The following is a 25767-nucleotide window of genomic DNA, read 5'->3' as shown; positions in this document are numbered from 1 at the left end:
ACAGTGCCTCACCGAGCAGAATGTCAATATCCTCAGGATTGCGCTTGATCAACGACGGAGCAATCTGGCTATCGTGTTTCCGAGTCGTCGTCACGTGTAAATCGAGAATCGCGTTTACCTTCGCATCGACCAGCAACGTCACCTTGAGCTGTTGGATCGTGAGTTCGGCTCGTTTCGTGTAGTGTTTCGAAGCGTGACTGCGGTCAAACCCTGACGCATCAACACCAACAACTCCGCTCGTCGGAAGTAGGGTCGCTGAGAGAGTCAATATGATACGCCACACGGCCATATCCAGTCGATTGAACGCCTTACAGAGCGTTGATGGCGTAGGAAGTTCAGCTAATCCAAGAGCGCGACGGATGCGTGGCATCTCGATCAGTTCGTCAAGCAGGCCACGGTAGGTCGTGTTCTTCCGAACTTTGAGACAGAGCAGAACAACGTGCTGCGGGAGTGTATAACGGTGTTTGGAGAACTTCGAGGAGTATCGAGAAACGGCTCGGCGGGCCAGATGGATCGCCTTCTCAGTAAACCGGAGAATCTGCGACTTCGGGAGGGCGTTCATCTCGTCGAATTACGAGGCGAACCTGTAACCCTTGGAGGATTTCAACAGAGCCGGACTAATAACAATGGCCGAGCGGAGAAAGCGTAGATATCGGAGGAAGATGGCCGTAGTACTCGAATCTCTCGCGAGGCTGTCGGTGCTTGTCTTCGTCGTGTCGAGCATGTTCGGGATGGGGCTCGCACTGACGGTCGCGCAGATTCTCGAACCGCTGCGAAACCGTCGCCGGGTCGCGGTGGCGCTCCTCGCGAACTCCGCGCTCGTACCGCTACTGGCGTACGTCATCCTTCTGGTCGTCCCGCTCTCGGAGGCGCAGTCCGTCGGGCTGATACTGCTGGCGACCGCGGCCGGGGCGCCGTTCCTCCCGAAACTGGTAGAGGCCGCGAAGGGAAACCTCGCGTTCGGCGTCGGGCTGATGGTCCTGTTGATGGTCGTCACCGTCGCCTACGTTCCGGTCGTGCTCCCAGCGTTGCTGCCGGGCGTCCGGGTCGACCCGCTCGACATCGCGAGTTCGCTCGTCGTCCTGATGCTCACTCCGCTCGCCATCGGACTGGTCGTGAAAGCCCGCTACGAAGAGACGGCCGATTCGATTCAGCCGGCGGTGAATCAGGCCGCCAGCACGGCGCTGGTTCTCCTGGTCGTGCTGATGTTGGTGTTGAACTACCAGACCGTCCTGGATGTGATCGGAACGGGCGCGATAGCCGCCCTGCTCGCGTTCGTCGTCGGTTCGTTCGCGCTCGGGTGGGTCCTGGGAGGGTCGGCCGCCGAAGACCGGTCCGCGATGGGCCTCGGAACGGCTCAGCGCAACGTCTCGGCCGCTCTGGTCGTCGGCGCCACGCTGATGCTGGTCGTCCTGCTGCCCCTCGGCGGAGAACTGGGGAAGCGGACCGGGTCGCGGGGCGACGCGTCGGAGGCCGGGGAATGAGAGGAGAAGGGAACGACGTCCGACGGTCCGAAGACGTCTCGAAACCGCATCGAACAGCCCGAACAACCCGAGAAGCGCCGGGAGTGGCGCCGACGAGAGCCGGTCGTGTAACCGGGAGGAGTTGTCGGCGCGGGTGAAGTACGTGAGCGAGGCGCATATTATTTTAAGCTCGTATGAGTCGTAACAACTACTTGATCATGGATATCAACTGGAGAGCAGTACTCACCGGGTTCGTCGTCGCGGTGATCCTCGGGTTGTTCCTGTCGTGGGTGTACCCCCCGGCCGAGACCACCGGATTAGGTCTCGCCCTCCCCGGACTCGTGGGCGGGTTCGTCGCCGGGTACATGGTGTCTGGTATCGAACAGGGCGCCGTTCACGGCGGGTTGGCGACGGTCGTCGGGGCCCTCGCGGTGCTCGCGATCCTCGTGGTCGTCGGCATCCTGTTCGTCGGCCTCGTCCCGGCCATCGGCGGCAGCATCGTCGCCCTCGTCGCCCTCTTCATGATGGCGATTCCCGGCGCGATAGCCGGCGCGGTCGGCGGCTGGCTCAAGAATCGCAGCGAGACCCGTTCCGGCGCAGCGACGTCCCGCTGAGGCAACCCCTGCCGCGGGGTACCTCGAAGGCACGGACGGATTCACGCCGGTCGCAATCGTCCCGGCGCCGAGTACGGAGACCGCACGTCGGACTCCCTTCTCCGAGGTTCAGACGTTCGGATCGAGGGTGCGTTCGGCGTCACGGCCCGTTTTGCGCCCGCCGCCACCGGTCGATGACTGACGCGATCGCCTCCTCCTCGCGTATCTCACCGAGTGTCCCTTCTTCGTCGGTCGCCTGCAGTATCTTCGCGACCTCCTGGTTCGCTCCGGCGATTCTGAGGTCGATACCTCTCGACCGGAGGTCGGCCTCGAGTTCGCCGAGAAACTCGGCCGCGGCGAGGTCGACGATGGGAGAAGAGGAGAGATCGAAGACGACGAGGGCGACCGGCGAGCCGCGCTCTCGGAGGCGCGCTTCGAGGTCGTCTCGCACGACGTTCGTGTTCGCGTAGAACAGTTCGGCGTTCACGCGGTACGCGAGCACGTCGGGAATCTCGACCGCGTCCGAGTAGGTCTCCCGGCTGACGAAGTGGTCGGAGCCGCGAAGCCGACCGAGAACCTCCGTCTTCGGGTCGCTGACGAGCGCGATGGTGTGGAGGAGTGAGAGTCCGACGCCGATGAACACCCCCCAGACCATCCCCAGTGCGAGCACCCCGAACAGCGACGCGGACGCGATGAGGAACTCGCTCCGACTGACGCTCCCGAGTCGCTGCATCTTCGAGACGTCGACGAGACCGAGCACCGCGACGGTGACGACCGCTCCCAGGGTGGCCTCCGGGAGCGTCGTGAACAGGCCGGTGAGAAACAGGAGGACGACGACGAGGACGACGGCGACCACCGCGCCGACGACCTGCGATTTCCCGCCCATGGAGTCGTTGAGCGCCGACCGCGACATGCTCCCGCCGACGACGAAGCCGCCGAAGAGTCCGGCGGCGAGGTTCCCCATCCCTTCCGCGAGAAGCTCCTGTTCGGGGTCCGCCCGGTAGCCGTTCCGGCGGGCGAACGTCTGGACGGCGCCGATACCCTGCACGTACGAGAGGATGAACAGCGCGAACGCCACGGGGACGAGCGACACGACGACCCCCGCCTCGGGAACCGACGGAACCGCGAGCGGAGGAAGTCCGCTCGGAAGTCGGCCGACGATTTCGACGCCGAGGGCTCGGAGATCGAGCGCTGACGACGCGGCGATGGCCAGTACGACGACGAGCAGGGTCGTGGGCACTCGCGGAAAGAATCGACGGCCGACCAGCAGGAGGGCGACCGAGACGAGTCCGACGACAACCGTCGCGGGCTGCGCCTCGTTCAGGTGGCTGAGGACGAACCAGAGGCGGTCGAAGAACGTTCCGGACGCCCCGGAGATACCGAAGAGCTTCCCGAGTTGCGTCGAGACGATGTACAGCGCGGCACCGGTCGAGAAGCCGGTGAGGACCGACCCGGAGATGAAGTGCACGAGGTGGCCCAGTCGGAGCGCTCTGGCGGCCACGCAGAACAGACCGACGAGGACGGTCGTCACGACGACGAGAGACGCGTACGGCGCCCCGCTCCCGTCGGCGATCGGACCCACGCCCGCCAAGAGCAAGATAGCGAGCGCGGAAGTCGGACCCATGATCACCTGCCGCGACGAGGCGAAGAGAACGTACGTCACGGTGCCCAGCAGTGCGGCGTACAACCCCGTCTGCGGGGGCAGTCCCGCGAGCGACGCGTACGCCAAGCCTTCCGGGATGACCGCGGCCGCGACCGTGATTCCCGCCAGCACGTCGGGTCGAAGCCACGACCGGTCGTACGCCGGGAGCCACCGGACGATCGGAAGCGACGACTCCGCGACCCGTTTCAATCGCTCCGAACGACCGTCTGTTGCCATGGTCTGAATCGACGAGGGAATGCATCACCGATCGGCGGCGACTCGTCGCGGGACGTCTATCCCGTGATTTCCTCGGCGGCGAAGGTCTCCCGGAGGTTGGTCTCGTCCTCGGGCGAGAGGTTCGTCTGGAGGATGGTGAACTGCGTGCCTTCGAGTTCCTCCTCGATGCGTTCGAGTCGGGCGTCGCTCGCGAGGAGGAACAGCGCCGACGTTCCCGGTTCGACGGTGTCGGCGACCTCCTCGATGAAGTCGTCGTCGATGCCGGTGTCGGACAGTTTCCCCGAGAGCGCGCCCGTCGCGGCGCCGATCGCCATGCCGAGCCACGGCATCCAGAAGATGACGCCGATGAGCAACCCCCAGAACGACCCGCCGAGTGCGCCCGCGCCGACGAGGCTGTGGGCTTGCTTCACCTTCACGTGGCCGTTCTCCTTGCGGACGGCCACGGCGGCGTCCTGAAGCGTGATCAGTTGGCGCTTCTGGAGGTCGTGCATCCGCTCGCGCATCTCTTCGGCGCCCGTCTCGTCTTCGAACGCGAGTACGATCAATGAACTCATACGGTCGCGTATACGGCCAGACACGTACATTGTAATTCTCTTCCTTTTCCCGTGGAGAGTGGCTCGGGAGAGAAGAGTGTGCGGTGTAATGTACGATATGTGCGGAGTTCCCGGACTCGGATACAGTCGGACGGTGAATCACGACGCCGGGTGCTCGGATGTCCCGCCGCCCGGCGCTCGGATTCGGAGCGGCGGCCTCCGAGATGGAGACGAATAACAAACCCGAGCGCCCGCGACGTGGACACTCGCAGGGTACGCTAGTCAGTCCGTCGCCCGAGTTCGGACGACTCGTCGTCGGGGACCGACCCGGCGGCCGTCGTAACTGCGCTCCAGTTATGAACACGACTTGGCTCATCCAATCGGAATTCGGCGGCCTCTCGGTCGCGGCCGGCCTGTTCACCGCCGGCCTCGCGCTCGTGCATCTGTTCGCGGATCGACTGCAGATTTCGCCGCCCCAGCGTCGGCGATGGCTCTCGGCGGCGGGTGGCGCGTCGGTCGCGTACGTCTTCCTCCTCCTCCTCCCGGAAGTGAGCGAGGCGGCGGCCGTCGCCGGTTCGCTTCGGGGCGAGGCGTTCCTCGCGGAGCAACTCCTCTACGTGGCCGCCCTCTCGGGATTCCTCGCGTTCTACGGCGTCGAGGTCGTCGTCGCACAACGTCGGGCCGAGTCCCCAACGGACGCACCGGGCGTCTTTTGGTTCCACGTCCTCGTGTTCGCGCTCTACAGCGCGATCATCGGGTTCCTGCTCTTCCACCAAGAGGTCGAGAACCTCGCGAACCTCTTTCTGTACGCACTCGCGATGGCGTTTCACTTCCAAGTGACCGATTACGGACTCGCCCGCCACCACGGAGAGGAGTTCCACCGAGTCGGTCGGTGGATACTCGCGGCCGGGACCGCAGTCGGCGGACTCCTCGGGTTCGCGGCCGAGGCTATCGGACTCGGCTTGACGGTGCTCTACGGATTCGTCGCCGGCGCCGTCGTTCTGAACGTCATCAAGGAGGAACTGCCGCACGTCGACGAGAGCCGATTCGCCGCGTTTGTGCTCGGCACCCTCCTCTACGCGGGTCTGCTACTCGTGATCTGACGACCCGGGTGCGACCCCACCGGAGTGGGTCGCTCGCACTAGGAACCGCGGCCTCCGCCAGGAGAAGAAGACGATTATTCGGCATAAATATGGCGCCCACGCTGAGATACTGCTCGAACGCGACTGTACGCCTCGGTGTCGCGTGCTGTCGCGGGTCGGAGGGCGCGACGCCACCCGGGAGTTCGGTATCGGGCGAACTCCTTCTCGCCGGGCGGGCACGGGAATGTCGTTTGCAGTGGACCGTACGTACCGCCGTCGGATTAAACGCGGCCCGTCGTGCGCGTATCACGCCGACGCCGACGGGAGGCGCTCGCATTGAGAACTCGAACATCTTCGGTCGTGATTCTGATTCGGTCGAGATAATCCAAGATAAGTACCACACTCGTTAATTGTACGTGTACATCCCCGGTTCGTGGTATGCAGTTTCATTACAAAGTGCGGTCAAACAGAACGGGCGTGGGAGGGGAAGCCTCCCTTCCAACGCGACTCACCCGACCGACGGCGTTCGGGTTTGCCACGCGAAACTCCCCCGTCTCCGGACGGGATGCGGAAAAGGTCAGAGACATGCCAGAACGAGACTTTCACGGCCGCATCGGCCGCACGTACGACGAATCGGAGCCGTGGTGGCCCGAACAGAATCGAGCACCCGACGATGCCCCGAACGTCCTGATGGTCGTCCTCGACGACACGGGATTCGGGCACGTCGGGTGTTTCGGCGGACTCATCGACACGCCGAACCTCGACCGTCTCGCCGAGAACGGCCTCCAGTATAACAACTTCCACACGACCGCGCTCTGTTCGCCGACGCGGAGCTGCCTCATGACGGGGCGGAACCACCACTCGAACGGAATGGCCGCCATCACGGAGATCTCGACCGGCTTCCCCGGATACAACGGTCACATTCCCCACGAGAACGGCTTCATCTCCGAGATGCTCGTCGAGGAAGGCTACAGCACCCTCGCACTCGGCAAGTGGCACCTCACCCCCGCCGAAGCGATGAGTGCAAGCGGCCCCTACGACAGATGGCCGCTCGGCCGCGGGTTCGAGCGATTCTACGGCTTCCTCGGCGGGGACACCCACCAGTACACGCCGAACCTCGTCTACGATAACCACCAAGTCGACCCACCGGCGACGCCCGAGGAGGGATACCACCTCACCGAAGACATCGCCCAGCGCGCCATCGAGTTCATCGGCGACACGAAACAGGTCGACCCGGACAAACCCTTCTTCACGTACTTCTGTCCCGGGGCGATGCACGCACCCCACCACGTCCCACAGGAATGGATCGACAAGTACGAGGGCGAGTTCGACATGGGCTGGGACGAGGCGCGCGAACAGATCCTCGCACGTCAGAAGGAGTTGGGCGTCGTCCCCGAAGACACCGAGCTCTCACCGCGGAATCCCGACGTCGAGGAGTGGGACTCGCTCTCGGAGGACGAACAGAAACTCTACGCTCGGATGATGGAGGTCTACGCGGGCTTCCTCGAACACACCGACGCGCAGATCGGGAAGGTGCTCGATTACCTCGAGGAGCTCGGCGAACTCGACGACACGCTCGTCTTGGTCTCCGTCGGGGACAACGGCTCCAGCGCCGAAGGCGGCCCCAGCGGATCGGTCGACGAGAACCGGTTCTTCAACAACGTCCCGGAGTCCCTCGAAGAGAACCTCGAAGCGATAGACGAACTGGGCGGACCGAAATACTTCAACCACTTCCCCTGGGGGTGGGCGTGGGCCGGGAACACGCCGTTCCGCCGGTGGAAGCGCGAGACGTACCGCGGCGGCGCGAGCAACCCCCTGATCGTTTCCTGGCGCAACGGCATCGAGGCGAAGGGCGAACTTCGCGAGCAGTTCGTCCACGCCATCGACATCGTCCCGACGATACTGGAGACCGTCGGCATCGAGGCACCGGACGAAGTCAAGGGTTACTCGCAGTCGCCCATCGAGGGGACGAGCTTCGCGTACACCTTCGATGAACCGGACGCGCCCGAACAGCACACCACCCAGTACTACGAGATGCTCGGGACGCGCGCCATCTACCACGACGGCTGGCGTGCGGTCCACCCGTGGCCGTTCGGCGAACCGATAACGGCCGAGGCTCTCTCGGCGACCAGCCTCGAGGAGTCCGGGTGGGAGCTGTATCACGTCGAGGAGGACTTCTCGGAAGCGCACGACGTCGCGGACCAATACCCCGAGAAAGTCCTCGAACTCGCCCAGCTCTGGTGGACGGAGGCTGGCAAATACGACGTCCTCCCGCTCGACGGCCGCGCCACCCAGCGCTTCGTCGAGCTCCGGCCCGAGCCAGGGAAACGTCGCGACCGGTACGTCTACTACCCGGGTGGACAGTACGTGCCCGAGAACGCGGCCGTGAAAGTGCTCAACCGCGACCACAGCATCACTGCGGACCTGACCGTTCCGACGGGCGGCGCGGAGGGCGTGCTCCTCGCCCACGGCTCCCTCTCGGGTGGGTATTCGCTGTACGTGGACGACGGGCGCCTCCGATACGTCCACAACTACGTCGGTGTCGAGGAGTACCAAGTCGTCGCCGACGAGTCGCTCCCCGAAGGTGAGGTGTCGGTCCGGATGGAGTTCGAGACGACCGGCGAAGCGCGTCCCGAAGAGGGCAAAGGCGTGCCGGGAACGGTGCGACTCTACTACGGCGACGAGCAGGTCGGTGAGGGCGAGGTGCCGGTCACGGTTCCGATTACGACCGGACTCACCGCCGGGCTGAGTTGCGGCAACGACGCCCTCAACGCCGTGAGCGACGAGTATCGGGACCGCACGCCGTTCGCGTTCACGGGCGACATCGCGCGCGTCACCGTCGACGTCAGCGGGGAAACGTTCGTCCACGACGAGAAGGAGATGGACAAGATCATGGCGCGGGAGTGAGCGCTCGGGAGCGCTCGTCAGCACGCTCGACTTCCACGCTATGGTCGAAGACACGACGGCGAACCGTCGACCGAACGGTTCGGACCTTCGAGAACTCGTCGGCTGGACCGAAGCCTGGTTCCTCGCGCGCGGAACTCCCGCTTGATAGAGGGTACGACCGGTCGAGAGACGTCCTCGCTCGAATACTGCCGATCCTCGTCGGCGCGTTTCCGACACAGACGTTCCGCGGAATCCGGCGCGGCTGGCCGACGGCTCCGCTCTGGGTCGCTGTGCTCGTGACGGCCGCCGTCACGTTCGTCGCGTTCTCCGAACCGGAACGGACGGTCCGCACCGACTCAATTTCCCGAGAGCGGGATTGCCATTACAAATATATCTTTGTAATAAGACAGTTCACACGCGAAGCTCGATTGCGAGTACCGGCGGCGGTTCAGCGATTCAGATGGGCCTCGCGCGGGTGACCGGCGGTCGGGAGAGCGGACTACTCCCCGCCGGCCGGGTCCGCGCTCTCGGTCGAGTCGGGGAACCGCCGGTCGTCAACGCCGGCGGGACGGTCGTCTCCGGTCGCGTCGACCGGCCGTTCCTCGTCCGTCTCCGCCCCCGACTCCGGCGGGCCCTCGGTCCGGTCCGAGAACGACGCGTGGGGGTCCGGAGCGAGCAGCCACGGGAACACGATGCGGCCGAACTCGAAGATGACGACGAACAGCAGCGGCGCCAGGAAGATACCGTACCACCCGAACAGCAGCGGACCGAGGGTGTACGCGAGCATCACCGCCCCCACGTGGAGTGTCCGGCCGCTGACGTACGGCCGGAGCAGTTGGTCCGGAATGTAGTCCACGACGACGAACGAGACGAGGAGGAACACCACGGGGAACCACACCGCCTCGGGAGCCAGCCAGAGCGCGCGTCCGAGGAGGTAGGCGCCGACCGGCCACGTGACGAGTTTGATGCCGATAACCGGGACGAGGCTCGCCACGCCGACGAGCAGTCCGAGGAAGGCCGCCTCGGGAATTCGGGTGGCCGTCGGTGCGAACAGGTTGAGAACGGTGTACACCACCGCCGCGAGCAGGCCGGTCATGAGCGCGTTCAGGATGTTCCCGAAGTAGACGTTGTGGAGGTCGTGGTCGACGGTCGTGAGATACGACTCCAAGACGCCGTCCTCCTCGACGAACGTGTTCCGCGCCCAGCGGGCGATGCGGTAGTCGTCCCGGAGCAGATAGAAGACGATGATGAGGACGATGAAGCCGTGGATACCGACGTTGAACGCCACCCCCGCCCACGCGAGCAGCGACCCCACCGCGTCGTTGAGGAGGGGTCCGAGTTCGAGGTCCGTCAGCCGGCTCGGATCCGTCAGTACCTCGTCGGCGAACGTCTCCAGCTCCGCGACCAGGCCGACGTACGGCTGGATGAACGCTTCGGCCTCCGCGAGCGCGTCCGAGTCGAGGAGGTCGCCCAGCGCGTTGGCGAGGATAGCGAACGCCCACCCGACGACGACGAGCAGCGGGAGGGCGACCGCCAACAGCGTCGCACCGACGGCGAGCGTTCGGCTCGCGAGGCGCGCGTTGATTCGCCGGAACACGGGGCGTGCGACGTAGTAGACGAAGAGACCCATGACGACGGTTCCGACGTATCGCCACCCGACGTAGAGGAGGGCGAGGAGGAGTGCGATGGCGACCCCCCAGAGCGTCACGCGTTCCCGGTCGAGAGGGCCCCGCTCCACCGTCGTGGCGATTCGCCACACCGAGGAGTCCTCCGGCGGGGGTGCTTTCGACGGGGCGTTCTCGGGTTCTTCGGTCATGACTGAGTATCCGACGACCGCTCGAGTCGTGTCGGGAGTAGAGACGCGCGGCGAGAGCATAATCTTTCGTTCGTTCGCCCAGCGGACGCCTCGCGCCGGCGACGGCCGCTCCGAGAGTCGGGAGAAGAGCGCAGGTCGAGCGTCGGGGGGATTCAGACGCCCGTATCGGGGTGGGCCATCGAGGGGCCCGTCGCGTCGGCCCCCTTCCTGATGCCGTTGCCCACGACCATCATCGACACGCCGGTCGTGAGGAGGTTGACACCGACCAGGAGTCCGAGCGCCCACGCGGCGGTCGCCGGGAACCCCGCGAAGAGGAGTCCGGCGAGGACCAGAGAGACCACGCCGGCCGCGACGGACCACACCCATCCCCGCTCGTTTCGGAGCGTCCACGCGAAGTACAGGAGCGCGAGGCCCTCCAGCACGAAGTACGAGATAACGAGGAGGGTCAGCGTCGTGAGCGTGAGGACGGGGTTGACCAGCATCGCGAGGCCGGCGATGAGGAAGACGACGGCGAGGAATATCTCTCCGAGCGCGCCTTTCCAGCCCGGCGCCGAGAAGGCGTGTGCGATGTGGGCGAACCCGGCAACCGCGAGGGCGGCGCCGAAGAACAGCCCGACGGTCAGCGACGAGAGGACGGGAAACAGGATCGCACCGATGCCCAAGACCGCCAGAAGGCCGCCGACGATCATCAACGTTCGGCCCTCGTCCCGGAGGAGTCTTTCGAGCGAAGCCTCGGACTCGGCGACCATCTCGGGTTCACCCTGCGTGTCAGTGCTCATGGTTACAGTACGTAATTCGACCGAACAGAGCATAAAGTGCCAGTACGCCTCTCGCGAAAGTCTCCCGGGCGAAGAGATGCGGCGGGCCGAACACCTCCGTCGCGCCGTCGGCGCCGGACGCTCACCCGGCGACTTCCTCGGCGGCGAAGGCCTCGCGCAGTCTCGTCTCCTCCTCCGGAGAGAGGTTGGTCTCGATTATCTCGAACTCGACGTCCGATAGCTCCTCCCGAATGCGCTCTACGTTCGCGTCCCGGGCCAGGAGGAACAGCGCGGACTGGCCGGGTTCGACCGTCTCGCCGACCTCCTCGATGAAGTCGTCGTCGATGCCGACGTCGGTGAACTTCCCACCCAACGCGCCGGTAACGCTCCCGATGGCGATTCCGAGCCACGGCATCCAGAAGATGACGCCGATGAGGAGACCCCAGAACGCTCCGCCGAGGGCCCCGGCGCCGACGAGACTGTGCGCCTGCTTCACCTTCACGTGACCGTTCTCCTTCCTGACGACGACCGCGGCGTCGTCGAGTGTGACGAGTTCCCGCCGCTGGAAGTCGTACATCCGCTCTCGCATCTCCTCTGCACCGTCCTTGGTCTCGAACGCGAGTACTACCAGTGAGCTCATTCGTACACCTCGTCCCCTCGAACGACCGTCACTACCTTAATCATTTTTCAGACATGTCTGACGTTCACGGCCGAAAGTCGCACCGGTCGGTGTCGGTCGATCGAAGGTCGTCCGACCCGGCGGACGGCGGGCGTGACGGGGGGCAGAGCGACCGATGCGGCGAGGGCGCTCCCATCGGTCGACGCTCACGATTTATATTCTCGTGTGTTGTATTCCGCCCTATGCGTCTCGTACAGGTGCTGATACCCGAGGGTACCCGAGACAGCGTGCTCGCGGCCCTCGACGAGCAGGGTATCGACTACGCCGTTTTCGAGGAGGTCGGACGCGGAGATTTCGAGGCGATGGTCCAGTTTCCCGTGCCCCCGAGCGGCGTCGAGACGGTGCTGGAGCGACTGACGGCGGCGGGCGTTCGCGACGACGCCTACACTATCGTGCTCCCGACGGAGACGGTGGTGTCGGAGCGTCTCTCCGCCCTGGTCGAGCGATTCCCCGGTCTCCGCATCTCCCGCGAGGAACTGTACGCTCGGGCGCAGGACCTCGCGCCCGCGAACTCCACCTTCTTCGCCTTCCTGATTTTGAGTACGATCATCGCGACCACGGGACTCCTGCTCGACTCGGCGGCGACTATCATCGGGGCCATGGTCGTCGCCCCGCTGATGGGACCGGCCATCTCCGCCAGCGTCGGAACCGTCCTCGACGAGCCGAAAATGGCGTCTCGGGGGGTCAAGCTTCAGGTGACGGGCCTGCTCGCCGCCATCGCGACCGCGGCGATCATGGGGTGGCTGATGCAGCAGACCATCCTCATCGCTCCCGGACTCGACATCCGGACGATTCCACAGGTCGCAGAGCGGACGGGGCCGAACTTCCTGTCGCTGTTTCTGGCGCTCGGGTCGGGGCTCGCCGGGTCCATCAGCATCATGCGCGGGTCGGGGTCGACGCTGGTCGGCGTCGCCATCGCCGTCGCACTCGTTCCCCCGGCGGCGACGTCGGGGCTGGGAATCGCCTTCGGACTCCCCGGCGTCGCCGTCGCGGCCGCCATCCTCGTCCTCGTGAACCTCCTCGCCATCAACCTCTCGGCGCTCATCCTCTTCTATCTGTCCGGGTTCAAGCCGCTGGAGGCGGGGACGTTCGAGGGAGTCCGGGCGTCAGTGTTCTCCCGCGTCGTCGTCATCGCCGTCGCCATCGCCGTCCTCTCCATCGTACTCGGCGGCGTCACCTGGACGACGTTCCAGACGCAGTCGTTCGAGCAACAGACCGAGGCGGAACTCCGGGAGGTGTTCGACGAAGCGGACGTCGGGGGCGTCGAACTCGTCAGCGTCGGCGTCGACTACGAACCCGTCGACATACTGCTCGGGAACGAACCGCAGGTGGACGTCTTGGTCGGGATTCCGCGCGATTTGGAGGCTCCGCCGGACCTGGCTCAGCGGTTCGACGACGATTTGACCGAACGGCTGGGTCGGGACGTGGTCGTCCGCGTCGGCTTCATCGAAACGCAGGTGTCGGAGCGGGAGGACCCGACCCCGCCGTTCGGAGGGCAGGCGCCCGCGAGCGGCGAACCGACGAGCCGCGACTACGCCCGCGGCGCGCCGACGTGACGGTAGACGGCCGCATCGCGGGGATACCGACGCGAGAGCGGGACCGAAAGTTGAGGGTGTAGGAATATAAACACGTGCGAATGTCACGATTAGAGGCAATTACCGACGGTAACCGACGTGGTATCCCTCCACCGACGAAGTCGTGGTATGCCAAAACACGCATCGACGACCGCCCCGCGCGCGAAGACCCGCATCCAGTGCGACCGGACCGAGGGGTACAACGCGAAATCGGGGGCTCACTACTACGAGTTCTGCCCGTTCTGCGGCCACCGAACCGACGAACGCCACGAGATACGGATCGAAATACTCGATTAGGAGTCGGGAACGGCCCCGTGCGACGCCCTCCGAAGTCACGGCCGTCGCCGACGAACAACGATTAAGTCGGACGCTGCTGTATCCACGCCCTGAAAGCCGCTACGTCCCGCGAAGGCGAAATAGCGGCGACTGATCAACCATGAGCCACGAGAGTTCACCGCGGACGGACGCACCGACCGACCCACCGCACGACGACGTGGTGTGGGTGCCCGGCGGGACCTTCACCATGGGTTCGGACGACCACTATCCCGAGGAGGGGCCGACTCGGAGGGTCGAAGTCGACGGGTTCTGGGTCGACAGGACGCCGGTGACGAACGCGGCGTTCCGCGAGTTCGTCGAGGACACCGGATACGTCACGCTCGCCGAACGGGACCCCGACCCGGAGAACTACCCGGGCGCGGACCCGGAGGCGCTGGTACCCGGGTCGGCCGTGTTCGTGCCGCCCGACGGACCGGTCGCTCTCACCGACCCGAGCGGTTGGTGGGAGTACGTCCCGGGGGCGAACTGGCGGCGGCCGCTCGGACCCGGCGACGACGTCTCGGACCGCTCGGACCATCCGGTCGTTCACGTCGCGCACGAGGACGCCGAGGCCTACGCCGAGTGGGCCGGCAAGCGCCTGCCGACGGAGGCCGAACACGAGCGAGCGTCGCGCGGCGGACTCGAGGGAGCGGAGTTCGCGTGGGGCGACGAGTTCATGCCGGACGGGGAACCGATGGCCAACACGTGGCAGGGAACGTTCCCCTGGCAGAACACCGAAGCGGACGGATACGTTCGAACGTCGCCGGTCGGCGCGTTTCCGGCGAACGGGTGCGGTCTCTACGACGCCATCGGCAACGTCTGGGAGTGGACCGACGACTGGTTCCGCGCCCGCGACGGCGGGGACGAGACGCCCGCCTGCTGCACGCCCAAAAACCCCCGCGGCGGCACCAGAGAGGAGAGCATAGACCGGAGAGACCCGAGTCGAATACCCCGGAAAGTGCTGAAGGGCGGGTCGCACCTCTGCGCCCCGAACTACTGCGTCAGGTACCGGCCGGCCGCGCGGTATCCTGAGCCCGTCGACACCTCGACGACGCACGTGGGCTTTCGCTGCGCCGTCTCCGCGGGTAGCCGCTGATTCTGCCTCCCCCGCGGAGCGGACGAGAGCAGGGGATGCATTCGCGACGTTGCCCCGGCGAGACGTCCGCACGACCCGCTCAACGGCTAGTATTATTACGAAATCGGTCGAACAGTTACGTGTCGAGTACGGCGGTCGGTCGGAGCGGTACGGAAGAGCGGAGGGCGAGAGAGAACGACTCCGCACTCCGACTTCCCTCCGGGAGCGTTCTTGACCGACGCCGGACGCGACGACGCGGACCGACTCTCCCTCGCACTCCGGCGGACGCGTGCAACGCGTGCGATGCGTCAGCGCGGAGGTTCGGGGTCGGGCCGCGTCACGGGAGCCGAGAAACATGACATCGAACAGTCGGACGGACACGGTCGGCGAATCGAATCGCGGGAAGAACCCGACGGGGACGGAGCGATGAGTCCGACGAGACGCCGTGAGCGACGACAGGCGCGAAAGGAGCGCAGGAGGGGCGGAGCGGACGCCCGGTCGACGCCAGCGCGGTACCGCATGCGCGAGCGACTCATCGCTTTCGGGGACGACTTCGTCATCGAGACGGGTGACGGGAGGCCCGCGTACAAAGTCGACGGGAAGGCGCTCAGGGCGCGAAACACGATTCAAATCCGAAGCACGGACGGGCGCCTCCTCTACCGCGTTCAGGAGCGCGTTTTCCGAGCCAGGGACACGATGGTGATCGAACGGGACGGGCGGACCGTCGCGACCGTCAAGAAGGCCCTCGTGACGCCGCTTCGAGACCGCTTCGAGGTCACGGTCGCGGACGGACCGCCGTTACACGTACAGGGTAACGTCGTCGACCACGAGTACACCATCGCGCGACAGGGCACGCCCGTCGCCGTGGTGTCGAAGCGCTGGTTCCGCGTTCGGGACACCTACGGAGTCGAGGTGGTCTCCGGGGAAGACGACGCGTTCGTCCTCGCCGTTGCGGCGGCCATCGACGCGATCTGACGCCGAGAGACGGACGAAGCGTCTCGTCTCCCCCGTCGAACCGCGATGCGGTGTCCTCGCAACGAGCGCCGTCCGCGGACGATACCGGTTCCATAGCGGAGAGGTATCGCGGCGGACCGTCGCGCGTTCGGTCGAAAGAAAGGTCGGCGAGGCGCTCTCCGAGCGGGAGAAAACGACCGACTCGGACGTTCCACAGTAGGCGAGACGGACCGTTCGTGTCGACGTCTATTCGGAGAGACGGTTGCAGGTACGCACAGACCAGGTCGGTCTCAGCACAACCGCGTAGAAGCGAGTGCTAACTCACAGGAAGCCGTGCCGCGCGGCGTCCGCTCAGCCGCGGACCTCCTTCCGCCCGGTCAGCGAATCCGGTCGGAGCCGGAAGTAGCGAAACGCGACGTCCTCCGGGGGCCGGTCGAAGAGGTCCACCATCGGGATTCGCACCGCCCACATACCCTGTACGGCGCTGGACTCGTACGGCATGTCGGTCACCTCTTCGAGATGCCCCCGTGCGACGACGCTCCGCCACCCCGCGTCGGTCTCGGCGTAGGTGGTGAACGCTACCGGTCCGTCGACGGCATCGGTCTTCCGACTGTCGGCCGGAAACGCGAGCCGGAAGTAGAAACTGGTCGTGTCCGCGTCGTACCCGTACGAGACGGGCAGCAGCACCGGCGGTTCTTCGAGAGGAGTCGAGAACGAGAGCGCCCCGATTCCCCCTCGAGACAGCAGTTCGTTGCGCTCGTCCACGCTCAACTCCGTCCAGCGGAGGTTCTCCATACGGACGACAACGCGGTGGCGGGAGAAAACGGCTTGGGAGGACATCATTCGGTCGGAGTCAAATTCCGCCGTCCGAGGACTTCCATTACAAGAGTAAGACTGTAATAAGCTGGTTGGTGACCGAAGTTCGGTCGCTAAGTGCCATGGCCGACGATGACGCGCTTCGCCGGGGGACAGTCACCGTCACCACCTCGTGAGCGGCGAACCCCGGCGATTTCCGGCCCCGCTGAGAGAGCGACCTCTCGTGGAGCGTACGACCGCAGGATATTTGCTGGCTGTCGCTGTACTACCGCCGAGGTGAGACGATGAGCGCACGCGGCAACCCCTTCGAGGAGTTGGAACGCTTCTTCGACCGAATGAACCGGCAGTTCGGCGACGTATCGCATCGGTGGCAGACGGACAACCCGTTCGCGCAGTGGGCCGAGGCCGGGTCGACGGCCGTCGACGTCGTCGACCACGACGGCGAGTTCGTCGTCACCGTCGACCTGCCCGGGTTCGAGGGCGACGACGTCACCGTGCAGGTCACGGACCACACGCTCCGTATCGGGGCCCGACGCGAGGAGGAGTTCGAGGAGACCGCGGAACGGTATCTCCGACACGAACGACGGAACGAGTCGGTGCAGCGTTCGATACGGCTCCCCGACGAAGTCGACAAGGGGAGCGTCGACGCGCGGATGAACAACGGCGTGCTGACCGTCACGCTCCCGAAAACCGAGGCCGAGGAGCCCCGCACGATAGACATCGAGTGAACGCGAGCGGCGGCTTTTTTTCGTCGGCGCGTCGGACCGCTTCGAGCGACGCTCGCATCCGTGCGGGACCGGGGCGGTCGCGGGGTCGGGTTCCTCACGTCGTCAACACGGGTCGGCCCGCCCGTCGGACCACTCGGTCCGCCACGCTCCCGAGGTGAGTCGTCCGCTGATGGCTCGTTCCGCGGCTACCCAGAACGATGATGTCGGCGTCGACCGCGTCGGCGTGCGAGATTATCTCGGTCGCCGGGTCGCCGTGACAGACTTGTTTTTCGACGGCGATACCGCTGTTGTCCGCTCGGTCGGCTAGCTCTTCGAGCAGGTCGTGCCCGCGGTCTTCGAGTTCGTCGAGGACGAGTTCCGTGCTGCTCAGCGTCGGCTCGCCGTAGCGGCGCGTGTCGACGACGTGAACCGCGTGGACGGTCGCGGCGAAGCGCTCGGCGATTTCGAGCGCGTGTTCGACTGCTCTGTTCGAGGGGTCGCTCCCGTCGACGGGGAGGAGAATCGTCTCGTACATCGTGCTTCAGGGGAGTGGTCGCGGTCGACGGGCATAACAGTACTGTCGACTCCCCCACCGCTCGACCTCGGAAAGACGCATCGTCGAACCGGCTGAGACGCCGAGAGAGGAGCCGATACGGGAGCGTTCAGTCGTCGGGGACGTACCGGTCCGCCTCTCTCCGGACAAGTTCCCGTTCCCGGAGCGACCGGAGGAGGGGAAGCACCGAGAGCTTCGTCAACTGGAGCGATTCGCACAGTTCCGCCGGGGTACACCCGCCGGTTTGGCGAACGTAGAGGTAGACGAGTTTCGTCTCGGCGGACCGCAACTCCGCCGGGAGAGTCGGGTCCCGTCGAGGGGGCGCGTCGTCCGTCCGCTGGGTTTCGGACGAGGTGTCTCGATCAGTCATGTGGTTGCGGGTGGCTGTCGAGCGGACCGCGTCGTTCGGGCGGTTCGAGCGACATCGGTTCTCGCGCGCGCCGGGGACGGGCGGTCGAACGTCACCACTCCATCCCCCCGTTGATTCCGACGACTTGCCCGGTCATGTAGCTCGACTCCTCGTCGGCGAGGAAGGCGACCATCCCCGCGATGTCGTCGGTTTCGGCGAACCGGTCGAGCGGGATTCGCTTGCGAATCTTCCCCCTGACGCGGTCGCTCACCTGCGCGAGCATGTCCGTCTCGGTGAATCCCGGGGCGACGCAGTTGACCGTCGCTCCGCTGTCCGCGAGTTCCAGCGCGAGCGTGCGGGTGAACCCGAACAGGCCGCTCTTGGTCGTCGCGTAGTTCGACTGGCCGTAGTTGCCCTGCTGGCCGACGACGCTGGAGATGTTGACGATCCGTCCCTGCTCGGAGCGCCGGACGTCGTCGTAGAACGCCTTCGTACAGTTGAACACGCCGCCGAGGTTCACGTCGACGACCCGGTCCCACTCCTCGCGGGTCATCTTCTCGAAGGTCCGGTCCGCGGTGACGCCCGCGTTGTTCACCAGAACGTCGATCGGACCGAACGTGCGGTCGATTCGCTCGGACATCCGCCGGACCTCCTCTCGGTCGGAGACGTCCGCTCGGATGGCGGCGGCGGTTCCGTCGGCCGCCTCTATCTCGTCGACGACGTCGTACGCCGCCGTCTCCGAGGAGCAGTAGTTGACCACGACGTTCATCTCCTCGCGGGCGAGTCGCTCGGCGATACCTCGGCCGATGCCTCTCGAGGCGCCGGTTACCAGACAGGTTCGTTCGTGTTGTGACATTGTGTTCGTGCGGACGTCGACGGGCGGAGCCACGGACTGGGGCGACTACGCCGCTTCGATGCGGCGGCGACGCCGCTCTCTCGACCGTGGCGACCGACCTCGACTGATATCCGTGGGAGGACGATGCACGGAGTGCCGTATGAATCTTTCCCGACACCTCGGTATCGGGACGGAGAGTCGCGAAATTCGACGTGTTAGGACCGTGACGGAGTTCTCGATACCGGCGAATGTTCAGGTGGGTGACAACGTGAGAATCGACTCGAAATGTTTCGCGAACTCCGTGATCGGACGCGGACCGTCGGTCCGCTTGCAGGGGTACACCTGCGCCACGTCGCCGTCGCGGTAGATGGCGAGGAGGGCGACCGGAAGCGAGAGGAGGTCGTACGTCTCGTCGACGAACGCCGACTCCACTCGACGACGACGGAACAGGTACTCGACGGAAACGTCGGTCCCGGCCGCCCACGCCTCGAACTCCTCGACGTGGTCCACGACGCGCCGGTAGTAGTCAGTCTCCGTCAGCGGCCCGTCCAAGCGGAGTTCTCGACCCCAGACGACGACCTCGTAGTCGTCGAGTTCGCCGTTCGCTTCGAGCGCCGACAGTTGCTCGACGATTCGCTGCTGTGGGCTCTCACGACCGAAATCGTGGTCCGCACGCAGGAACAGCTTCACCGACCGGTTCGGTAACGATTCGGAGTTCATGGTTGATGTCGCTCGGCCTGTGAACCGCTCGCACGGAGGTACAATCGCATCGTACTTAACTGTAGGCTCCGGGTCGCGCCCTCTCCGCTCCCGTCGCTCGTCCGAGCGGCGCGTCTCGGCGAACCGCTCGGTCACGGGAGCGGGTCGACGACGACCACCGCTTCGCCCTCGAGAACCGAGTCCCCCTCGGCGTCGACGACGTCGGTCGACAGGCGGTAGCGGTCCCGCGACACCTCCTCGACGACGGTGACGACGGCCGTCAATCGCTGCCCCACGTCGACCGGTTCGAGGAACGTCACGTCCTGTGAGACGTAGATAACCAGCCCGGGAAGCCGAGCGAGCGCGGCGCTGACGAGTCCGGAGACGAGCGTACCGTGGACGATTCGCCGACCGAACCGCGTCCGTCCGGCGAACTCGTCGTCGAGGTGGAGCGGGTTCGTGTCCCCGCTGGCCCGCGCGAACGCGGTCACGTCGGCCTCGTCGAGTCGCTTCGAGAACCGGACGCTGTTGCCGACGCCGAGCGTCGCGGGGTCGTCGATATCGCGCTCGACTCGCCAGTCGGACAGGTCGGTCCCGGCGAACTCCGCGGCCGCCGCGTCCGGCCGCGACCCCGACGCGTTCCGCTCGGACGCGGTCGCGGCGACAGCGTCGGTAGTGACATCGGTACCGCTCCGCTCGTCGGTGAGACCGTAAGCGGAGAGAACGGCGCGGTTCGTCTCCGCCAGGGCGTTCGTCGCGTGTCCCATCGCCGCGGCCCACGCCTCGACCGTCTCGTGGAGCCACCGTCTCTCCGGAGTCAGTTCTCCGTCTCCCATGTCGGAGTAACGCGTCGCACACCGTATGCCTCTTGCGGTGCTCCCGTCGACCGAAGCGGACCGAGAGCGGAAGAGCGGCCGGCCGCGCCCCTCCCCGGCGTTCGCTCGCCGGGCCAGTTTTATGTACGTTCAGGGAGACACGCGGACGAGATGAGCGAGACGAACGAACCGATACGACAGCGATCGATATCGACCGCGAGAGGTCCCCGTGCGGGGCTCGACGGACGGTGGTCCGAATGAGCGGCGTCGACGACGCCGGAAACCCGTTCACCGGGTATCTCGACGCGCAGCGTCGGGTCGCAGAGCAGATGCGGAGTCTCGTACACCTGAACGCCGAGTTCCAGCGACACTCGCTGCGGACGGCACCCGCGCGTCTGGACGCACAGCAGTCCCTTCAGAACAAAGAGGTCGACGTCGGACGGACGGCGGTCGAAGCGTACCTCGACGCGGTGGAGGCGAGCGTCCCGACGGATTCGGCTGCGTTCGAGGGGCTACACACCCTCGTCGACCGGCAGACCGAGGCGGCGCACGAACTCACCGACCGAACGTGGGAGGCGGTTCGGGCGGGCGTGGAGGGCAACGCGGAGTTGTACGAGCAACTGCTCGCGGAGTACGTCTCGTTGGTCGACGACTCGTTCGACACGTACGCCCGAACGCTCGACGGATTCGAACGACGGGGATGAGCGTCGCCCCCGGACGGTCGCGCGGACGCGGGTGTCGTCTGCGAAGCCGCGCGGACAACGTTCAATACGACGCTGACACAACCAAATAGCATGTCCGAATCGAACCAGTGGAGCACGTTTGCAGGACCGTGGTCGGAGTTCCTCGAAGAGTCCAACGAGGCGTTCACCGCCTCGTTCCGGCGGACCGCCGAGGCGCAAACCGCCTTCGCGCGTTCGTGGTTCGACGCCGTCGAGGGGTCGACGGGGAGTTCCGCCGAGGCGGTCGAGGAGAGCATCGAGGCGTACACGCGGATGTACGTGACCTGGGCGACGGCGATGGAGGACGCGTTAGAACGGGTCAGCGACTCGCTCGAAGGAGAGGACGTCGACCCCGAGGACTTCCGTGACATCTGGCTCAACGCGGCGAACGAGTCGTTCAAGCAGGTGACGAGCACGTCCGCCTTCGCCGGGATGACGGGTCGGAACGTCGAGGAGACGATGCGGTTGCAACGCGAGTTCGCCGACAGCGTGGCGATGACGTTGCAGACGTTCGGGTTCGCGACGCGGGACGACGTCCGCGAGGTGGGCGAACGACTCGTCGAACTGGAGCGCCGACAGCACGCCATCGAATCGAAGTTAGACAGGCTCATCGACGACCGAGACGCATGAATCCGATCGTCCGAGCGCTGGACCTGCAGCGTCGGGGATTCGAGCGCGCGACGGACCTCTCCCGGAAGTCCGAAGCGCTCTTCGAGCGTCCCGGAGAGATGGCGACGGTCGACGTCGGAGAGACGCCGAACGAGGTGGTCTACGAGGAGAACAAGCTCCGACTGCGGCATTACGAACCCCGAACCGAGCGACAGTACGACGTGCCGATTCTCGTCGTCTACGCGCTCATCAACAAACCGTTCGTGCTCGACCTGCAACCGGACCGGAGCGTGGTGCGAACGCTCCTCGAGGAGGGGTTCGACGTCTACCTCATCGACTGGGGGGAGCCCTCGACGCTGGACGCCCACCTCTCGCTCGCGGATTACGTCGACCGCTACATGGACAACTGCGTCGACGCGGTGCGCGAGCGCTCGGGGCAGGACGCGGTCAACCTCCTCGGCTACTGCATGGGGGGCACGATGAGCGCGATGTACGCCGGGATTCACCCCGAGAAAGTCCGAAATCTGGCGTTGATGGCCGCCGGGCTCTACTTCGACGAGACCGGCGGCGTGCTGGAACGATGGGGGAGCGAGGAACACTACGACCCGTCGGCGGTGACCGACACGTTCGGCAACGTCCCCGCGACGTTCCTCGACGTCGGATTCGCCACGATGGACCCCGTCGACAACTTCGTCACGAAGTACCTCCGCCTCTACGAGAACCTCGAAGACGAGGAGTTCGTCGAGAACTTCGCCCGGATGGAGCGATGGCTGAGCGAGGGTATCGACGTCGCCGGGCGGACGTACGACCAGTTCATCGAGGACATCTATCAGGAGAACAAACTGGCGCGAAACGAACTGCGTCTGGGCGAGAAAGCGGTCGATATCGGCCGAATCGACATGCCGGTGCTCCAGATCGTCGGCGAGTACGACAACCTCATCCCGTCGGAGTCGAGCGTGCCGTTCAACGACGTCGTCGCCAGCGACGACGTCTCGGTGTTCGAGTTCCCGACCGGCCACATCGGACTCTCCGTCTCCAAGAGATCGCACTCGGAGCTGTGGCCCCGAGTGTGCGAGTGGTTCGCGGCGCGCTCCGACGTCGACGGTGCAGAGGGCGGCCTCGGAGACGAGGCGGGAGGCACCGAGAACGGAGCGGACGAAGACGACGAGGAATGACCTGACCCCGTCGAAGGGAGAGTCGGAGAGAGACGGGGTTCAAACGGTGACGACCGGGACGTCCGACGTGTTCGACACGACATCGATGCACGCTCGGTGGTGGTTCCGTCGGCCGGAGACCGCGCCGTGACGCCCCATGACGATGGTGTCGATGCCGTGCTCTCGGGCGTACGAGGGGATGATGTCGCACGGATTCCCCCTCCGGCAGACGACCGTCGCCTCGACGCCCCGTTCCCGCGCCTGCGCGGAGACGGCGGCGAGACGCCGCTCGGCGTTCCGCTCGACGGTTTCGAGGTAGAGTTCCTCGGTGCTGAGTGCGGGCGTTCCCCCGTGAATCCTGTCCTCGACGACGAACAGAAGGTGAACGTCGGCGGCGTTCGCCGACGCGAGTTCGAGCGCGTGCGTCGCGCCGCGTCGCGCGCCTTTGCTACCGTCTATCGGGATGAGAATGGACTCTGGCATCGTCGTTCGTACCGAAGGGCACGTTCGGTAGTAAATCCCGGTGTCGTTCGGTACGAGTGAGTGTGAGAGGCGAGCGGAGGTCGGCTGTTGTCCGCGGGCGGGAGACGATTACGGTACCCGAGTTGGTCGTCGTCGGACGGCCCGGTCGCGCGGTTCCGTCGGGAGCGAGGAGGCTCGGAGCCACTTAGACTGTTTCGCCATCGAAGCAGTTCACCCAATCCACCGCCCGGTCTACTGTTCGAACGCCTACCGACGGTCTCCGGAGCACTCCTCCGGAGCTCACATCTTCGGCATTTCGTCCGTCGGTGGGCGCCGACGGTGAGCGCGGCGAGACGGGCCGCGGCCGTTCTACGGACGGGACGGCCGCGGCCGCCTCAGCCTCGAACTCCGCGGAGGCGCAGAGACGTACACTCATGAACACGCGGTCGGAGGCGTCGCCGCTCCCCCGGCGACGACCGCCTTCTCGGGTCGAGAGGCCGCTGTAATCCGCCAGCGCGTGCTCTCCGAACGCCCCGTCGCGACGGAGTCGACGACGAGAGCGCCCCGGACCGACAGCCGGCGACTACTTAGCCTACATCACGAACCAAGGGATACACTCACACTCCGCACCGACGTATCTCATCGCGTCCACCGGCGAGCGGTGTCAGGCCCCACTCCAACGTCGACCCCTCGGCCGCCGGTGGACCGACGGTGAGAGGAGAGCATGGGGGGGGCGGACCGCAGTTCTCACCTACCCGGGCGCTGCGGTTCCGCCGCTCTACGTGCCTCGCCGGTCGACCCGAGAACACCCCACGACTCAGAACTCGTTCATCGACGGCGGAGTTTCGACTGCGAACGGTCGTACCGAACCGTTCGTGCGGCAGCGTCGAACCGTGGCTGCGATTCGTCACGAGAGCGGTACGGCTCGTCGGTTCAGGTGAGAGACGGTTCCCACGGCGTATCCGTGGTTCCCGGCTCCAAAAATGGGGGTTCAAGCTATCCGCTGGCACACGGGGGACGGCGATGAGAGCGGGGTGACCCGGTTCCCGGCGAGGGGGTCCGACGCCTCGCCGGACCGGACGGTGCCCTCATCTCGGTCGCGTAGACGTTGTTTCGGCTCGCGAGAGCGGATTCGAACTCAACGGGGCGCGCCGGCGTCCCCGTTCGGTTCGCCGGACCCGTAGGCGTTGTTTTCGAGGGTGACGTTGGCCTCGTCCCACGAGGACAGCGCCGTCCGGACCGCTTCGCCGGGGTCGCCGCCGTCGCTCGGGTCGCTCCCGTAGAACCAGTTGTTCCGGATGACGCCCTCTTCGCCGACGTCGCCGCGGATGTAGACGGCTTCGGTTTCGCCGCCGTCCTGGACGTGTTCTGTCGCCTCGACCGTGTTGTTCTCGATGATGATGGTCTCGCCGCCGGGCGGGTGGACGTCGATGACGTGGTCGACCGTCTCGGGGCCGAAGTGGTTGTTTCGGACGGTGTAGCTACCGCTGCCGCTGCTGGCGACGCTGTGACGATTGTAGTTGAACGTGCAGTACTCGATGGTCTGGTCGCCGCCCGTGCAGTCGACGCCGTAACCCAGACCGTCCTGGGGGTTGTTGTGGATGTCGCAGTGGTGAACGTGTTCGTCGTTGCTACCGTTGACACCCGCGTAGGCGAAGCCGTGGATTTCGCAGTTGTCCACTTCGACGCCGCTGCCGTTCGAGACGATGCCCGCACCCGCCGGGTAGCCGTCCCACTCCTGGTACTCGGAGTTGGGGCCGCCGATGCGAATGCCGGTGATGCGACTGTCACCCTCGACTTCGAGCATCGTTATCTCCTCGTCCGTAGTGATCGCACCGCTCTGGGCGCCGTCGATGCCGCGGTTCGACGCGAGCGAAACCCCGGACGGGACAGTGAGAGTCGAGTCGACGCTTATCTCGCCGGTGACGTAGACGGTCTGTCCCTCCGCGGCGTCGCCGAGGGCGCTCTCCAGTTCGGAGAACGACCCCGCCGTGTAGTCGGCCGCCGACTGGGGGACCGTGTTCGGGTAGCCCTCGCCGCCGCCGAGGTTCGCCCCATCGGCGTTAGCCGACCCGCTCTCGGTCGTGGCGGAACCGTCCGCACCCGCCTCGTCTTCGGCGTCGACGCTCGTCCCCTCCGCGGACGACGGCGTCTCGGTGTCGTGGGCCGCCGCCACGCCGCTTCCGAAGAGGGTGCCGGTGACCGCGATACCGGAGAGCTTCAGCCACGACCGACGGCTCAGCGCGTCGGTCCGGCCACCGCTGTCTCGCTCGTCGGTACACTGCTCGTTGGATGTCTTCCGTGGCATCACTCGGCGAAAAGCACGTGATACGATTATTATTTATTACGGGAACTTATTCGATAGAGTACCGTTCGAGGACCAGATGGGTTCCGATGATTACGAACTGGCTAGCAACAACGTAAGACGACACACACGTC

The 25767-nt window shown here is 65.7% G+C and carries 24 protein-coding genes and 2 pseudogenes; 12 read left to right on the top strand and 14 right to left on the bottom strand.

The genetic code is table 11. The annotated features are described in order from the left end of the window. Positions 1 to 7: 7 nt before the first annotated feature. Positions 8 to 562: pseudogene (locus NDI79_RS13975) on the bottom strand (transposase); the annotation flags it as partial. A gap of 100 nt (positions 563 to 662) precedes the next feature. Between NDI79_RS13975 and NDI79_RS13970 the strand changes: the two are divergent. Together NDI79_RS13970 and NDI79_RS13965 are read left to right on the top strand one after the other, a co-directional pair. Further along, on the top strand, positions 663 to 1484 hold the full coding sequence (locus NDI79_RS13970; RefSeq protein ID WP_310929142.1) for a bile acid:sodium symporter family protein: 822 nt from the start codon (positions 663 to 665) through the stop codon (positions 1482 to 1484). Positions 1485 to 1681: 197 nt separating this feature from the next. After that, positions 1682 to 2077 carry a DUF5518 domain-containing protein gene (locus NDI79_RS13965; protein WP_310929141.1) on the top strand — a complete coding sequence of 132 codons (396 nt, stop codon included), beginning with the start codon at positions 1682 to 1684 and terminating at the stop codon, positions 2075 to 2077. A 139-nt stretch (positions 2078 to 2216) separates the two neighbouring features. On the opposite strand, the gene NDI79_RS13960 is transcribed toward NDI79_RS13965, so the two are convergent. Continuing rightward, a complete protein-coding gene (locus NDI79_RS13960; protein ID WP_310929140.1) occupies positions 2217 to 3935 on the bottom strand; it encodes a SulP family inorganic anion transporter in 1719 nt (572 codons plus the stop codon). 56 nt (positions 3936 to 3991) lie between these two features. Further along, positions 3992 to 4489, bottom strand: coding sequence for a DUF1269 domain-containing protein (locus NDI79_RS13955; RefSeq protein WP_310929139.1), 498 nt, complete (start codon positions 4487 to 4489; stop codon positions 3992 to 3994). A 335-nt stretch (positions 4490 to 4824) separates the two neighbouring features. Here NDI79_RS13955 and NDI79_RS13950 point away from each other — a divergent pair, with 335 nt between their 5' ends. Beyond that, the gene (locus tag NDI79_RS13950; protein WP_310929138.1) at positions 4825 to 5571 is read left to right on the top strand and encodes a hypothetical protein; all 747 of its coding nucleotides are present in this window, start codon (positions 4825 to 4827) and stop codon (positions 5569 to 5571) included. A 564-nt stretch (positions 5572 to 6135) separates the two neighbouring features. Beyond that, a complete protein-coding gene (locus tag NDI79_RS13945) occupies positions 6136 to 8457 on the top strand; it encodes an arylsulfatase (RefSeq protein WP_310929137.1) in 2322 nt (773 codons plus the stop codon). Positions 8458 to 8935: 478 nt separating this feature from the next. On the opposite strand, the gene NDI79_RS13940 is transcribed toward NDI79_RS13945, so the two are convergent. The 3 genes from NDI79_RS13940 to NDI79_RS13930 all read right to left on the bottom strand — a co-directional run bounded on the left by NDI79_RS13940 (position 8936) and on the right by NDI79_RS13930 (position 11650). Next, entirely contained in the window at positions 8936 to 10252 is a 1317-nt protein-coding gene (locus NDI79_RS13940) for an AI-2E family transporter (RefSeq protein ID WP_310929136.1), read from the bottom strand. Between the two features lie 152 nt (positions 10253 to 10404). Beyond that, positions 10405 to 11031, bottom strand: coding sequence for an HdeD family acid-resistance protein (locus NDI79_RS13935; protein ID WP_310929135.1), 627 nt, complete (start codon positions 11029 to 11031; stop codon positions 10405 to 10407). Positions 11032 to 11152: 121 nt separating this feature from the next. After that, entirely contained in the window at positions 11153 to 11650 is a 498-nt protein-coding gene (locus NDI79_RS13930) for a DUF1269 domain-containing protein (RefSeq protein ID WP_310929134.1), read from the bottom strand. Between the two features lie 221 nt (positions 11651 to 11871). On the opposite strand from NDI79_RS13930, the gene NDI79_RS13925 reads away from it, so the two are divergent. The 4 genes from NDI79_RS13925 to NDI79_RS13910 all read left to right on the top strand — a co-directional run bounded on the left by NDI79_RS13925 (position 11872) and on the right by NDI79_RS13910 (position 15628). Further along, positions 11872 to 13245, top strand: coding sequence for a TIGR00341 family protein (locus NDI79_RS13925; RefSeq protein WP_310929133.1), 1374 nt, complete (start codon positions 11872 to 11874; stop codon positions 13243 to 13245). A gap of 147 nt (positions 13246 to 13392) precedes the next feature. Beyond that, positions 13393 to 13560, top strand: coding sequence for a hypothetical protein (locus NDI79_RS13920; protein ID WP_310929131.1), 168 nt, complete (start codon positions 13393 to 13395; stop codon positions 13558 to 13560). A gap of 139 nt (positions 13561 to 13699) precedes the next feature. Continuing rightward, complete coding sequence (locus NDI79_RS13915) at positions 13700 to 14674, top strand: formylglycine-generating enzyme family protein (RefSeq protein WP_310929129.1); 975 nt, start codon at positions 13700 to 13702, stop codon at positions 14672 to 14674. Positions 14675 to 15172: 498 nt separating this feature from the next. Beyond that, positions 15173 to 15628 carry an LURP-one-related/scramblase family protein gene (locus tag NDI79_RS13910; protein ID WP_310929128.1) on the top strand — a complete coding sequence of 152 codons (456 nt, stop codon included), beginning with the start codon at positions 15173 to 15175 and terminating at the stop codon, positions 15626 to 15628. A gap of 330 nt (positions 15629 to 15958) precedes the next feature. On the opposite strand, the gene NDI79_RS13905 is transcribed toward NDI79_RS13910, so the two are convergent. Further along, entirely contained in the window at positions 15959 to 16402 is a 444-nt protein-coding gene (locus NDI79_RS13905) for a pyridoxamine 5'-phosphate oxidase family protein (protein WP_310929127.1), read from the bottom strand. Between the two features lie 305 nt (positions 16403 to 16707). Here NDI79_RS13905 and NDI79_RS13900 point away from each other — a divergent pair, with 305 nt between their 5' ends. Next, positions 16708 to 17151: an Hsp20/alpha crystallin family protein gene (locus tag NDI79_RS13900; RefSeq protein WP_310929126.1), complete on the top strand. Its 444-nt coding sequence runs from the start codon at positions 16708 to 16710 to the stop codon at positions 17149 to 17151. A gap of 94 nt (positions 17152 to 17245) precedes the next feature. On the opposite strand, the gene NDI79_RS13895 is transcribed toward NDI79_RS13900, so the two are convergent. The 5 genes from NDI79_RS13895 to NDI79_RS13875 form a co-directional block, all read right to left on the bottom strand. Further along, on the bottom strand, positions 17246 to 17665 hold the full coding sequence (locus tag NDI79_RS13895; RefSeq protein ID WP_310929125.1) for a universal stress protein: 420 nt from the start codon (positions 17663 to 17665) through the stop codon (positions 17246 to 17248). Positions 17666 to 17792: 127 nt separating this feature from the next. After that, complete coding sequence (locus NDI79_RS13890) at positions 17793 to 18053, bottom strand: helix-turn-helix domain-containing protein (RefSeq protein WP_310929124.1); 261 nt, start codon at positions 18051 to 18053, stop codon at positions 17793 to 17795. Positions 18054 to 18144: 91 nt separating this feature from the next. After that, positions 18145 to 18888 carry a beta-ketoacyl-ACP reductase gene (locus NDI79_RS13885; protein WP_310929123.1) on the bottom strand — a complete coding sequence of 248 codons (744 nt, stop codon included), beginning with the start codon at positions 18886 to 18888 and terminating at the stop codon, positions 18145 to 18147. Between the two features lie 231 nt (positions 18889 to 19119). After that, entirely contained in the window at positions 19120 to 19587 is a 468-nt protein-coding gene (locus tag NDI79_RS13880) for an HTH domain-containing protein (protein WP_310929122.1), read from the bottom strand. 131 nt (positions 19588 to 19718) lie between these two features. Beyond that, positions 19719 to 20402: a MaoC family dehydratase gene (locus NDI79_RS13875; protein WP_310929121.1), complete on the bottom strand. Its 684-nt coding sequence runs from the start codon at positions 20400 to 20402 to the stop codon at positions 19719 to 19721. Positions 20403 to 20638: 236 nt separating this feature from the next. Here NDI79_RS13875 and NDI79_RS13870 point away from each other — a divergent pair, with 236 nt between their 5' ends. The 3 genes and pseudogenes from NDI79_RS13870 to phaC all read left to right on the top strand — a co-directional run. Then, positions 20639 to 21085 (top strand): hypothetical protein, encoded by a 447-nt coding sequence (locus NDI79_RS13870; protein WP_310929120.1) that lies wholly within the window; start codon positions 20639 to 20641, stop codon positions 21083 to 21085. A 90-nt stretch (positions 21086 to 21175) separates the two neighbouring features. Beyond that, positions 21176 to 21733 (top strand): poly(R)-hydroxyalkanoic acid synthase subunit PhaE, encoded by a 558-nt coding sequence (locus NDI79_RS13865; RefSeq protein ID WP_310929119.1) that lies wholly within the window; start codon positions 21176 to 21178, stop codon positions 21731 to 21733. Further along, positions 21730 to 22881 (top strand): annotated as a pseudogene (gene phaC, locus NDI79_RS13860) (class III poly(R)-hydroxyalkanoic acid synthase subunit PhaC); the annotation flags it as partial. The gene NDI79_RS13865 and the pseudogene phaC, both read left to right, overlap by 4 nt. Positions 22882 to 22926: 45 nt before the next feature. Here the strand turns inward: phaC and NDI79_RS13855 are convergent. Together NDI79_RS13855 and NDI79_RS13850 are read right to left on the bottom strand one after the other, a co-directional pair. Next, positions 22927 to 23349 carry a universal stress protein gene (locus tag NDI79_RS13855; protein WP_310929118.1) on the bottom strand — a complete coding sequence of 141 codons (423 nt, stop codon included), beginning with the start codon at positions 23347 to 23349 and terminating at the stop codon, positions 22927 to 22929. A 1117-nt stretch (positions 23350 to 24466) separates the two neighbouring features. Then, positions 24467 to 25636 carry a right-handed parallel beta-helix repeat-containing protein gene (locus NDI79_RS13850; protein ID WP_310929116.1) on the bottom strand — a complete coding sequence of 390 codons (1170 nt, stop codon included), beginning with the start codon at positions 25634 to 25636 and terminating at the stop codon, positions 24467 to 24469. Positions 25637 to 25767: the final 131 nt, after the last annotated feature.

Origin of the sequence: Halogeometricum sp. S3BR5-2, assembly GCF_031624635.1 — an archaeon.
GTDB lineage: Archaea > Halobacteriota > Halobacteria > Halobacteriales > Haloferacaceae > Halogeometricum > Halogeometricum luteum.
Note: the sequence above shows the minus strand (reverse complement) of the source record. Positions and strands in the feature narration are given on the sequence as shown.